The 13154-nt window shown below is 41.7% G+C and carries 11 protein-coding genes; 2 read left to right on the top strand and 9 right to left on the bottom strand.

From position 1 onward, the window contains the following. Positions 1 to 7: 7 nt before the first annotated feature. The 6 genes from B7E06_RS06285 to B7E06_RS06260 all read right to left on the bottom strand — a co-directional run bounded on the left by B7E06_RS06285 (position 8) and on the right by B7E06_RS06260 (position 6948). Positions 8 to 1459, bottom strand: coding sequence for an AMP-binding protein (locus B7E06_RS06285; RefSeq protein WP_082233159.1), 1452 nt, complete (start codon positions 1457 to 1459; stop codon positions 8 to 10). A 51-nt stretch (positions 1460 to 1510) separates the two neighbouring features. Then, entirely contained in the window at positions 1511 to 2086 is a 576-nt protein-coding gene (locus B7E06_RS06280) for a biotin transporter BioY (RefSeq protein ID WP_082233158.1), read from the bottom strand. A 139-nt stretch (positions 2087 to 2225) separates the two neighbouring features. Then, entirely contained in the window at positions 2226 to 3128 is a 903-nt protein-coding gene (locus tag B7E06_RS06275; RefSeq protein WP_082233157.1) for a vanadium-dependent haloperoxidase, read from the bottom strand. A 685-nt stretch (positions 3129 to 3813) separates the two neighbouring features. Further along, positions 3814 to 5418 carry an ABC transporter permease gene (locus B7E06_RS06270; RefSeq protein WP_082233156.1) on the bottom strand — a complete coding sequence of 535 codons (1605 nt, stop codon included), beginning with the start codon at positions 5416 to 5418 and terminating at the stop codon, positions 3814 to 3816. After that, positions 5418 to 6311 (bottom strand): ABC transporter ATP-binding protein, encoded by an 894-nt coding sequence (locus B7E06_RS06265; RefSeq protein ID WP_082233155.1) that lies wholly within the window; start codon positions 6309 to 6311, stop codon positions 5418 to 5420. Before B7E06_RS06265 ends, B7E06_RS06270 begins: the two co-directional genes overlap by 1 nt. 13 nt (positions 6312 to 6324) lie before the next feature. Continuing rightward, the gene (locus B7E06_RS06260) at positions 6325 to 6948 is read right to left on the bottom strand and encodes a TetR/AcrR family transcriptional regulator (RefSeq protein ID WP_082233154.1); all 624 of its coding nucleotides are present in this window, start codon (positions 6946 to 6948) and stop codon (positions 6325 to 6327) included. 176 nt (positions 6949 to 7124) lie between these two features. Here B7E06_RS06260 and B7E06_RS06255 point away from each other — a divergent pair, with 176 nt between their 5' ends. Further along, positions 7125 to 7469, top strand: coding sequence for a PadR family transcriptional regulator (locus tag B7E06_RS06255; RefSeq protein ID WP_082233153.1), 345 nt, complete (start codon positions 7125 to 7127; stop codon positions 7467 to 7469). After that, a complete protein-coding gene (locus B7E06_RS06250; RefSeq protein ID WP_082233152.1) occupies positions 7456 to 8466 on the top strand; it encodes an HAAS signaling domain-containing protein in 1011 nt (336 codons plus the stop codon). The genes B7E06_RS06255 and B7E06_RS06250 overlap by 14 nt, the downstream gene beginning before the upstream one ends. 752 nt (positions 8467 to 9218) lie before the next feature. On the opposite strand, the gene B7E06_RS06240 is transcribed toward B7E06_RS06250, so the two are convergent. The 3 genes from B7E06_RS06240 to B7E06_RS06230 all read right to left on the bottom strand — a co-directional run bounded on the left by B7E06_RS06240 (position 9219) and on the right by B7E06_RS06230 (position 13112). Then, positions 9219 to 9779, bottom strand: coding sequence for a DNA-3-methyladenine glycosylase I (locus B7E06_RS06240; protein WP_082233150.1), 561 nt, complete (start codon positions 9777 to 9779; stop codon positions 9219 to 9221). Positions 9780 to 9843: 64 nt separating this feature from the next. Next, entirely contained in the window at positions 9844 to 10980 is a 1137-nt protein-coding gene (locus B7E06_RS06235) for an amidohydrolase (protein WP_082233149.1), read from the bottom strand. Next, positions 10977 to 13112: a helix-turn-helix domain-containing protein gene (locus B7E06_RS06230; protein WP_082233148.1), complete on the bottom strand. Its 2136-nt coding sequence runs from the start codon at positions 13110 to 13112 to the stop codon at positions 10977 to 10979. The genes B7E06_RS06235 and B7E06_RS06230 overlap by 4 nt, the downstream gene beginning before the upstream one ends. Positions 13113 to 13154: the final 42 nt, after the last annotated feature.

Raw genomic sequence — 13154 nt, 5'->3', positions numbered from 1 at the left:
TCCCTCCTTAAGAAATGGTCAATTCTTTTCGAGCTATTTTCCCGCTGCTCGTATAAGGAAATTCCTCCAGCACCACCCATTCCTTCGGACACTTATATTTAGGAAGATGATGGAAGACCAGGCTTATAAGATCGTCTATATGAGGCTGCTTGCCTTCTTTACATGTGATAAAAGCTACCACCTTTTCTCCCCAATACTTATCTTCAATTCCTTTGACAACAGCTTCATAAATATTAGGGTGTTTTCGAATCACCTGCTCCACTTCTTCAGGATAAATATTAAGACCACCGCTGATGATCATATTTTGGCTGCGTCCCTTTAAAATGATCTGCCCACACTCATCCTTAAAACCAAGATCGCCAACAGTTGCCCACTGTTCGTAAAAGACTTGCTTAGTTTCTTCCGGGCGGTTTAAATAACCATCAAACACCCACGGGCTTTTTATATATAATTGGCCGACTTCTCCCTGCCGGGCTGGTCTTCCGGTCGAAGTAATAATGGAAATCTCCACATCGGGAAACGGGACACCTATAGTCTCTTCCTGCAGATTTTGATTCTTTAGAAGCTTATAACTGACAAAACTCAACTCTGAAGCTCCGTAAAATTCATATATAGAAGCATCAGAAAAAAATTCAAGAGCTTCTATTTTAGAAGAAACCGGCCATTTTGCTCCTGAGGAAATAAGCGTAGTCAGCTTTGGAGGGGCTCCTTTACTTTTAAACTTGTACATAGCTTCAAACATAGTAGGCACGATGTACAAGACAGAAATCTGTTCTGTTTGAAGCAGGTTTAAAACTTTTTCCCCGTCAAACGACGAGGTCAGATGCAGGGTGGCTCCAATATGTAACGCCTGAACGGCTGCATACAAGAAATGAGAATGGACCATTGGGCCTGGACAGAGAATCTGGTCACTCTCTTTTAAGGAAAATACTTCCTTCCCCTTTAAAAAACAGTTGGCCCATGAGGCGTGACTTCTTACAAATCCTTTAGGCTGACTCGTCGTACCTGAAGTATAGCCGATATAAAAAGGATGCTGATCAGACACTGGTCTACCTATTTTATCTGCACCTGGAAGTCTCTTTAACTCATCCATGGAAACAGCAAAAGATAAATGATCTACACGTTCAGTATAACAGGAATCAAAGATGACAAGGTCAGGCTCAGCTTCACTGATTACACTTATTAACTGAGCACTGCTCCACTTCGGATCCAATGGAAGAGCAATCCCTCCGCTCTCACTCACCGCCAGAAAGACCTCCAGCCACTGGGGACTATTCTCCAATAAAAACCCTATCTTTCTTCCTTTCATATTCGAAAAAACAGAATGGAGGTTTTTGTTGAGAGATTGAATGGAATCCAAGAAAGATTCATAAGTAATAGATTCCCCTTCCGCTTTGACAGCAACTCGTTTTGGATGGCATCCAGCTATCTTTTTTATCTCTTTTCCTATATAGGTCACTTCTTTTCATTCCTTTCCTTTTTAAAAAAGGCTTGCCTGTATAAGGCAAGCCTAGGCAGCACGTGAATGCCTTTTTAAATTTTCTTCTTTCCCAATCAGCGGATACACTCGATTGATTTGCCGCGCAAGGAGCGAAGCTGCCACTACTTTTACTATATCTCCCGGAAGAAATATGAGAGCAGCTGTCAGCGCACTTAGCCATGGAGTCTGTGTCATAAAAGATAGATAGGTAACGCCCGAAGCATAGACTAACAGTATCCCGCCTAAAATATTTATAAAAATATAAAGGCCGATGTTCAACTTTTTCCATAAGCGTTCTACTAATAACCCAATAACAAAGGCGGCCACTGGCCATGCGATAATATAGCCACCTGAAGGGCCAAATAACGTTCCAAGTCCCCCTCTTCCTCCAGAAAGAAGAGGAGCTCCAAACATAACGAGCAGGACAAAGATTAATAGACTAAGCCCCCCTCGTTTCGCCCCTAATATTGACCCAGCCAGCATAACACCAAGTGTCTGAGCCGTAATAGGAACCGGTGTGAATGGCGTAACAATTGGAGGCAGTAAACCTAAAGCTCCTATTATTGCTGCAAATAAAGAGGCATAAACCATAGTTAATAATTTCATCAAAGGCACCTTCTTTATAATATGTATGAATGAAGGTTACCCTATTACATCAAACATTGTCAACCTCAACAAAAATAAGTTAACCTCCCTTTACTGCCCTTACATAAAGAAGAAGACGGCATAAAGCCGCCCTCCTTTTTTAATAAAATAGTTTTGGTTTTGATATGTGATTTGGAAAACTATCCTTCTTTTCTACCTTGTGATTATAAAAGTCTTTCATAAGAGACGTGCAATCCGCAGCGAAATCAAAAGGAATAAATTGCTGATAGTCTAAAGGAAAAATATTTGCGTCTCTATATTCGGTTACAGGGTGGTCAACCTTTTTCCCCCGTATATCACGTTCTTTTTCTAAATGCTGGACAATGATATGGCCAATATACCTCCCTAATTTGATTCCTTCTTCATTATCGGAAGGAAAATGGACACCAGCGTATAATCGGCTGACAGCGTCATCTTCAGCAATTTTTTTCAGCTTTTTCGCTTCAGAAGGAAAGAAATAGCTTAAGACAACTTCCGAGCATCCGGACATCGTAGCATGACCGGATGGATAGGTGGGGAACCTTGGGGTACATAGTATAGTTCTCAGCTTCTGATCGTATTGATCTGGGCGGGCCGTATCCCATTTATATTTCATATCCCAAACCACCATCATCGTATCATTTACGGCAGCTTGAACGACTGCCAATATACGTGCTGCATAGGTGGGACTCACATTATACGTATCAATCAACCGATCAATAACGGGAGACCATTGTTTAGTCGGAACGCCCGATCCATAATATATGGCAATTTTCTTTTGTTCTTTAGTCAGATGATTTAACGTATATTTTACTTCCTTTAGTTCTTCGTAAAAATCAATTTTTTTCGGATGAACAAGTGGGAAGTTTAACTTCTGCCCGTCCGGTCCATAATATGCTCCTTTGCTATCCTTTTTTAAATAAAAAAGCGGCCATGATCCTGCATAAGGTGTGATTGGATTTGTTGGCGGATGTTTTTCTCCAGCATATGGGACCTCTGACCACCTTAAATAATCTCTGCTCATTCCTATCATCTCTTCCTAAGTGTTTCCATATTATATGAAAGCTGAAGGATAATGGCAAGGACAGCAGACTAATGATATATAACTTATAATGGCTTTTTTGTGACTATAGACTCCCTTTGTTTCTTCAAAGGAAAAAGGGATGTGAAAGGAGCTGTTCCGTTTCCTGTAATAGGAGGGAGGAGGCTGGGAAATAACTGCTTTTCAGGGGGGGGGAGCCGGTGAGCTAGCTCACTACACTCACGGATCTCACCATTTCCCTTTGTGAGGAAAGGAAAAAACTGTTCCGTTTCTGTTGAAAGAGAAACGCGGCTGGGAAATGACTCGCTTTCCGCGGGGAGCCAGTGAGCTAGCTCGTTACACTCGCGGATCTCACCTTGGCTCTTCTCCCTGCAGGAGTCTCACCATTTCCCAGACTCTTTAAATTTAATGGAGAAAACGGAACTCTGTAATCTCATTAAGCTCTCTAATAGGATTACTCCTCTCTTCTTAAATGTTCCGTTACCCAAAAAACATAAAGGGTCGGGGGAAACGGCGAGACACCTATGGGAGAAAAGAACAGGGTGAGATCCCGGAAGGCTTTAGACTGAGGAAGCTCAGCGTTCGCCCATGGAAAGCGAGCCTTTCCCCAGGCCTGCTCCTCTTTATTTAAGCAAACGGAACAAGGGTGTGATCAAGACGGCTTTTATTACCCTTGAATATCCCGCTTGTTATAGCCCACTAAACCAATGAATATGAGGATAATCGCTAAAATAGTCAGAACGGTTAAATTCCCCCAGGAGGCTTCTTCTACTGGAAGTTCAGGGATATGACCGAATGGGGTTAATTTTTCTACCCACTCCTCAAATTGAAAAAGCCCTCCTAAATAAACGACAATGAAAGAATAAATTAAATACATCCAGGCGATTCCTGTTAATCGTGGCACCCATCCTAAAAGTAATACACAAACAGCAATCATCACCCACATAGCCGGCAAATAAACGAGAGCTGATTTATAAAATGTACTAAAGGCTGGAGCATCCTCCATTACCGCTAGACCTGCTCCACTAATGCCTGCTGCAGCAAGAGATAGCGTAATAAACCCACTGACGATAGAAACTCCTATATAAGTTGCAAGCAGCTTAGTGCGTGAAACCGCTCTTCCTAACAGGTGTTCTACACGACCTTTATTTTCTTCTCCTTTTAGTTTTAGTATAGCCATCATCGGGAGAATGGTACTAAGCATCGCAAGAACAGCCATCAGCATGGTGAGAAACTGTTCAGTTAAGGAAACACCTTCAACAGGTGTTAAGAGTTCTTGCATCATATCATTATTCGTAAAGAATGACTCCAGATCTCCAAGCACCGATCCATAGGATGCGCCTAGCACAAGCATCCCTATTGCCCAGGAAATGATAGCTGTACGCTGGAGACTTAGAGGAAGTCCAGCCCCGCTCAACAGGAAAAAAGAAGCTTGTTTTCTGCCTGGTTTTGATGGAAGAAAGGCTGCATCTACATCCCGAATCGTATTTAAAGAAAAAGCAATGAGGATCAATAATACCGCTGCCCCTAATGTTAAAGCAACAGGTCCCCATTCATTATTAACAAGAGCTTCAGATCGGACAATCCAGCCAAAAGGAGAAAACCATGAAAGTGTTTCACTACTTACATCTCCGATTGCACGAACCAAATACGCAATCAGCAGTACGGCCATAGACAGGCCGATCGTTCCCCGCGGATTCCCAGATAACTGAGCAATCAATGCAGTTACTCCAGCAAAGAAAATGCCTGTTACGCTTAAGGAGGCACCATATATCAGGGCACCCTCCATATCAATACTTTCAATGCCCATACCCGTAAGACCAACGGCAACCAGGAGACCCAGTAGAATATTTGCTCCACAAATTACTGAAAGTGCAGCCGTAACATTAGACAATTTTCCTGAAGGCAGAGCACGAACGAGTTCAAGGCGTCCATCTTCTTCTTCAGCACGTGTATGCCGGGTGACGAGCAGAATATTCATAATTCCAACCACTACAGCCGTAAGCAGCAGCATTTGATGGGCCAGCATGGCACCCACCGTATAATGATCAAGACCGTACCCAGGTCCTACCATTGCCGTCATTGCTGGATTTAACATCGTTTCTGCCATCGCCTGCCGTTGTTCCTGTGTGGAATACAACGTTGAAAATGAATTAGCAACTAGAAGGGTTGAAACGATAAATGCAAGCAGCCATATAGGCAGTCTTATGCGATCCTGCCTTAAAACAAGACGGGAAAGCAGACCTGAATTAGCAAATAACTGCCGATTCATTATCTTTCACCTCCTGCTCCTTCATAGTGACGCATAAATAAGTCTTCCAATGTCGGGGGAGCACTCTCGATTTTCTTTATGCCAAACCCGCTTACGTAAGCTATGACCTTATCCAGCTTTTCTGAATCGACTTGGAATGAATAAACATCTTCTAATCTTTCTACGTTATGAACACCTTCTCGCTGGCTGAGTTCAGGCATCGGCTGTTTTGTTTCCACTAATAGAACAGTGCGTGTTAAATGGCGCATTTCAGATAGTGAACCTGTTTCAATAATCTGACCCTGGCGGATAATGCCGACACGATCACATAACCGTTCAACTTCAGATAAAATGTGACTTGAAAGCAGCACACTTTTCCCTTCTCTCTTAACCTCCATCACACACTCTTGAAAAATCCTCTCCATCAAGGGATCCAGTCCTGATGTCGGTTCATCTAAAATATATAGATCGGCATCTGAAGAGAAGGCAGCCACTAATGCCACTTTCTGACGGTTTCCTTTCGAATAGGTCCGGCACTTTTTAGTAGGATCCAAGTCAAATTTTCCAATAAATTCTTCCTTACGGCCGTTAGTATGCCCGCCTCGCAATTTTATAAAAAGATCAATGACTTCCCCTCCCGTCAGGTTCGGCCATAAATTCACATCCCCAGGTACATAGGCGATCCGCTTATGAATTTCAACAGCATCCTTCCAGGCATCCTGCCCAAAAATCTCTGCTTCTCCCGAAGTTGCCTTAATAATCCCGAGCAAGACTCGAAGCGTCGTGGACTTCCCCGCTCCATTAGGACCAATAAAACCAAACACTTCACCTTCATTCACTTGAATATCAACACCGTCCAGAGCTTTAATCTTTCCATAATGCTTAGTAAGGTTTCTCGTTTTTAATACAGCCATCTCACTGCCTCCCTTACGAATAAAAGGTTTTCTTTAAAACTTCAAGGTATTCATAGAATTCTTCCCACAGAGGATCAAAATTTATTTCCGCCAGGTTTTGGCCCTTTAGCCTCTCTTTAATCTCATTTTGATAGCCATCGATAGACCAGCGGATCAGATTAAAAGCCTTTTCTACATCAATGTCCTTGCGAAACAATGAATAGTCGATATTATCATAAATGATGGAAAACCCTTGTTTCTGAACGTCATTCAGTCGTTTTTTCAAATCCTCCGAAAGGTTCTCCTCTTGTTGTACAAGAAAAGTTCCAGTGAACCGAAACAGTTCCGGGTTTTCCAGGTAAGTTTCCATTTTGACTTGTGAAGCTTGTTTAAACCGCTCAATAAAGTCACTTTCTGTAATATCGATACGTTGAAAATATTCTTCAGTGATTACATTTAGACTGTATTTCATCAGGTAATAATATAAGGCTTTTTTATTTTTAAAGTAATAAAACAGCATTCCTTTTCCAATGCCTGCATTTTTTACAATGGCATTCGTTGAGGCCTGGTCATACCCTTTCTCAGCAAACTCAAGAAAGGCTGCCCTTAGTATTCTCTCGCGTTTCTCATCCTCAAGGCTTTCAAACTTCCCTGTCACAGAGATCCCCCTTTTTAAGTCATATTTCAGTCGACCAGTGTGGTCAATTTCATTATATTCTTTTCGACCACACTGGTCAATTATTTTTGAAATAAAATAGTGTTGCACAAACAACACTGTACGACATATACTATAAATATAGAGTACGACATACAGTATGAAAAGGAGGGGAACATATGAACCAGCTTCTCCAAACGCTATTAACAGAACAAAGACGCGGTAACCTTACGTTAGCTGTGTTAAGCCAGCTTAGATCACCGCAGTATGGATATTCACTTGTCCGTCTTTTAGAAAAGTCCGGCATCTTTATTGAGCAAAGCACACTCTACCCTTTGCTCAGGCGTCTTGAGAAACAAGAGCTTGTTACGAGCAGCTGGGATACAACAGAAACACGGCCCAGGAAATATTATGTGTTATCAGACTATGGAGAAGAAATATTCCAACAGCTGAAAGAAGAATGGTTCAAAGCGACCAAAGAACTATCTCGTTTACTTGAGGAGGAGAACGATGAAATTAATTGAGGTATATCTTCAGGAAGTAGAAAGGCGCCTTCCAGAAAAGAATCGGGAGGACATATTGCTTGAAATAAGGTCGACGATTGAGGATATGCTGCCAGATGATTATACAGAAGAAAATGTAAAAGAAGTGCTTAAACAAATGGGAAATCCGGTTTTGCTTGCAGCCGGCTATAGGGACAGACCGATGCATCTAATTGGTCCTCGCTATTATGATATGTATATTTCTCTTATTAAAATGATTCTGCCCATTGCCGCCGTTATTTCTTTGATCAGCCTGACTGCTGAGTCCTTCTTTTCTCCAGAAGAAAGTAATTCCGCACTTGATATTATAATTACTATCTTTGCTGAAGGGATCTGGAGAGTCATTGAAGTCGGTATTCAAGTGTTCTTTTGGGTAACTTTAACCTTTGCTCTTATTGAAAGAGCTGATAAAAAAATTGATCAGCAGCCGCTCACCCCGCATGGCCAGGAATGGACCCCGGATCAACTAAAAGCAGTGACTTACGTTCCAAAAAAACGCGCCATTCCTCTTTGGGAAGTATTTGTTGGGCTATTTTGGACAGCTGTCTGGTCCACCGTTTATTTTAATGCTGACCAGCTTTTAGGTGTATATGAAAATCATGGAGACGGATTAACTTTTGTTATTCCCTCTTTAAATCAGGAGGTCTTAAACTCCTTTTGGCCTGCTGTTATTGTTGTGATTGGCCTGGAGATTGGGTTTGCGCTTTATAAACTTTTGAAAAGGCAGTGGACCGCTGGGCTGGCCTGGTATAATACCATACACGAAGTGACAGCCACACTTATCTTTATAATAATCATAACAAGCAGCGGATTATTTAACCCCGAGTTTATCAGCTATATGGCGGACCTTTTCAATGTAGCCCCAGAACAATTTCAGGCAAGTTTTATTTGGGGGATCAGCACTATATTTATAACAGCTGCAGTCTGGAACTGTTTTGACGGCTTCCGGAGATACAAAAAAGGAGTAAGCAGCGTTTAAAATTCAGGAGTCCCCATGTTGTTAGAATGAAAAGAACGTGGGGGAAAATTTATTCTCCAGGGAGTACGGTAAGCTTCCTCCGGTAAATAGCCTTTCGGAGCTTCCCCATGTTCATAACTCCCTTGCAGATCACTTTAATTCTCAAAAAAATGAGAACCCTGTTCCGTTTGCTGAATATAGAGGATCGGGCCTGGGGAAACAACTTGCTTTCCATGGGCGAACGGTGAGCTTCCTCGGGCTTTTAGCCCTCCGGGATCTCACCTGTTCTTTTCTCCCATAGGAGTCTCGCCGTTTCCCCCGGCCCTTTGCGTTTATTAGGAGTAACGGAACCCTGAGTAAGATAAGACTATTACTATTAAGGGGACTACTGAAACTCCAGCGTTCCGTTTATACTATCAATGGTAATGAGGCTGGGAAATGGTGAGACTCCTGCAGGGAGATAGATCCATGGTGAGATCCGCGAGTGTAACGAGCTAGCTCACCGGCTCCCCGCGGAAAGCGAGCTATTTCCCAGCCGCTTTTCTCCGTACTTGATAAACGGAACAGCTCTTTCTCTTTCACCATTAAGAAGAAAATGAAGCGATAACGAAGCTCCTGCAGGGAGAAGAGCCAAGGGGAGATCCACGAGTGCAGCGAGCTAGCTCATCGGCTCCCCGCTAAAAAAGCGAATCACTTCCCCGCTTCTTTTCTCTTTGTACAGGTAATGTAACTATTTTAACTCTCCTAAAAAAAGGAAAAATACAGGTTTTTAACTATAACCTTGAAGGATGCCGGAAGCAGTTAAGCGTGTGGTCATTTATCATTCCAACAGCCTGCATATACGAGTAACAGATAGTAGGACCAACAAATTTAAAGCCGTCTTTTTTCAACTGTTTACTCATCTTCTCACTTAATTCATTGGACACCGGGACATCTTTTATTGTTTCCCAGTGATTCACGATTGGGGTATGATCGACAAATGACCATATATAGTTGGAAAAAGATCCATACTCCTTTTGGATGGCTAAATATGCCTTTGCGTTAGTGACCACACTTTTCACCTTAAGTTTATTGCGTATAATCCCTTTATTTTCAAGCAAAGTTCGAATCTTCTCGTCACTGTAGAGAGCAATCTTTTCAGGCTCAAATTGCTCAAAGGCTTTGCGGTAATTTTCCCGTTTTTGCAAAATTGTCCACCAGCTCAGCCCGGCTTGAGCACCTTCTAAGCAGAGCATTTCAAATAACTTCTTGTCCTCATAAACAGGGATTCCCCACTCTTTGTCATGGTACTCCACGTATAGAGGTTCGTTTGTTACCCAGGCACATCGATTCATTTCTTTCCCTCCTTCTTTTATATCATATCAAAAAAAAACAGCCACCTTACAAGGCGGCTGTTTATCATTCAAATACCACTTCTCCGTCTACAAATGTCATTACTGCTCGTCCGTTTTCTCTAATCGGATGCTTGTCCCATATGGTTAAATCAGCATCTTTCCCTTGTTCAATACTTCCTGTGCGGTTCTGAAGACCAAGTACCTCTGCTGCACGAATCGTTACACTCTCAAGCGCCGTATCTGCGTTCAAACCTGCTTTTACCGCAAGCTGTGCTGAGGTTTGCAGCTGACCGACAGGGATCACCGGGTGATCAGTGATCATGGAAAAAGGGATATTATGCTTAGCAAATGTGGCGTACGTTTCCCAGGAAATATTTTTAAGCTCTACTTTGCTCCGGCTCGATAAAGTGGGGCCAATGGAAAATTTGTAGCGGTTTTTATAATGTTCTAAATGGTCCACAATTTTATGTCCTTCGGTTACATGCTCCAGGTTCATATTAATATTAAACTCATTGGCAAGTCGGATAGCTGTCATAATATCGTCCGCCCTGTGGGCGTGCACACGCAGCGGTATTTCTTTTTTCAGTACCTTACCTAATGCTTCGAGCCGCAAATTTCGAGGCATATCAGACGATAAGTACTCATCAGCTTTTACAAAAAATTCTCTAATCATAGCCGCGATGCCCATTCGGGTCATCGGGAAACGACCTTCTTTGCCGTGATAGAGCTTCGGATTTTCACCGAGCGCCATCTTTAAGCCTGCTTCTTCTACTAACGTCATCTCTTCCACTATTTTTCCGGGTTTAACTTTTAAAATAGCGGTCAATCCACCAATGACGTTCGCACTTCCCGGAAGGACTTGGACAGATGTTATTCCCGCCTGAGCTGCATCTTGAAAGCCGATGTCAAAAGGATTAATACCGTCAATGGCCCTTAAGTGGGGAGTAGCCGCCTCTGTTGTTTCATTAAAATCCGCTCCTTCCCAGCCATAACCTTCTTCATCAATTCCGAGATGAGTATGGGCATCAATCCACCCTGGCGTCAGGAACTTTCCTTCACCATTAATGACTCGTTCACAACCCGCAACATCAACTTCTCCTTGCTCAATTCTATCGATCTTTCCATCTTTAATAAAAAGTGTTGCATGTTTGATCAGGGGGCTTGTAACCGGATGTATCGTAATGTTTTGTATCGCAATCAATGCAATTCCCCTTCTTTCTGGTTGATGTATTCGTAAACTTGACAGGCAAGCTGCACGTTCAGCCAGTCTTCTGAATGTTCAAAATCAAGATCTAAAATATTTTGAATTCGTTTAATTCTGTAATATAAAGTATTAGGGTGAATATTTAAAGCATCTGTTACTCTCTGTAAATTTTTATCATATGTGATATACGCCATTAAAGTCCTAATAAAATCAGTGTTTTTTTGACGGTCATAATTGATAAGCGTTCCAAGAATATCAGAAACGTATAGAGCTAATTCCTCTTCACTGTTTTGAAAGAAAAATCGGAAGATCCCTGATTCTGCATAGCTTATTACCTTTTTCCCCTGCTGGCTTCTTAAAAGCTGAATGCACTTCTCTGCTTCTTTATAGGAATTATTTAAGTTTGACAGGTACTTATGTACACGGCCTATTCCCGTTTTAATAAGGGCGGGAGTTTTCTCTAAATATTGAACAAATGGCTTAATTTTTTCCCTGGCTGAAAGCTTGCCCTCTGTTTCTGTAAAACTAATCATAGCAAAAATGTATGTACTATTTATGGATACAATCCCTTTCAGCTGATGTTTGACTAATCCATGCTCAAGGAGTTCGATAATTTCACCTTTTTGTCTGCGAATGTTTTGATCCATTGATTTCTTTTCTACAGCTTCCGGATCCACTTTGCAGAGAACCATAACATAATAGTCTGAAGAATGAAAACCAAGATTCACAGCCTGTGCCTCGAGTGCAGGGGGCATTCCCCCTGTCAGAAGAACTTCCACAAATTCTCCCTTTGCCTGTTTCTCTGCTGCCTTTACAGCATCCTGCTTCGTTAATTCCAGTGATAGCACAGTAGCCCCATATTCAAAAAGAAAAATGTCATTATCAAAGAAATCCGCAGAATCAATCCATATACAAAGAAATCCCCACATGGATTCCACACCAATGACGGGCAGAACCACAAGCCTCTCCTGCCCATCTAAAGTAATTTGCTGCCATTTATTTGTAGACATAACTTTTTTTACGCGCTCATGGCTTAAGAATCCCTTTGGCAGATGCTTATTTTTCACTGCTTCATCGATATAAAAAGGTTTAAGAAGTGAATCATAAATAGCAAAAGGATAATGAACCATGGACTTCAGCGTACGGACAATTGCATCTGCTCCCTCTCCTCTGGCAGCAATATTTGTCAGCTGATTATGGAAATCAGTCGTGCGCTGAAGGGTCACATGTTCATTGCGAAGCGCCTGATGAATTTTCTGTAACTCTTTTTTCTGTTTTCTTTCCTTATTATAAAGTTCTGCATGAGTAATCACGATAGCGACATGGTCAGCTAAAGACTCGAGGAGATTTAAGTCTTGTTCCGTAAACAGACTTCCTCCTTTAAAGCTGTTAATAGTCAGAACTCCCACTGTCTCATTTTGAAAACGAAGCGGGACAGATATCATGCTGTCTGGAAAATTCTTATACATTGTCGAATCAATATAATAGCGAAAGTTCGCTTCAGACATATTCGCCATTTGGGCAGCGATCTCTTTTTCTCCATGAATCATGACAGACTTCCCATGCTGGAAAACTTGTCCGCTTATGCCTTCCCCAATTTTCAAACGCGTCTTCTTGTAAGACTCTTCATGAAAGCCTACAGCGGATTTGACGAGAAGCCGACTTAGCTTTTCATCCAGTAAAAACAAGAATCCGGTGTCCGCTGCCGGGATGGCATCAACTACAGACTGAATGATTATTTCCAATATGTTTTCTTCATACATCCGGGAAGCAAGTGTCCGCGCTACATTCATTAATAAGTCCAAAGAATTCTGGTTCTCTTCATTTCTTGAATAATTAATAAGAAGCTTTAGCCATTGCTCATTATTTTTAAAGTATTGATAGGCTTCCTGTTTATTATAAGAAGCTGTTCCTGTTAATACGATGATGATATCGTCATATTGAAAGCCATACATCGTATCTGATAATTTTATAATCGGTTCTTGGCTTTCTAAAGACATATCAATCCAGCTTGGAACATTAATAAAGTTTTCTCTGGCAGACACAGCTTTTCGTTCCTGCTTATCAATTAAGTAGATATTTTCCTGATGAAATTGATTTTTCAACTGTTTCAGCAGCTCACTTTTCATCGTTTCACCTCATCATCTACTATAAAGAAAGATTTACTTAAA

It is taken from the genome of Halobacillus massiliensis (genome assembly GCF_900166625.1).
GTDB lineage: Bacteria > Bacillota > Bacilli > Bacillales > Halobacillaceae > Halobacillus_A > Halobacillus_A massiliensis.
Note: the sequence above shows the minus strand (reverse complement) of the source record. Positions and strands in the feature narration are given on the sequence as shown.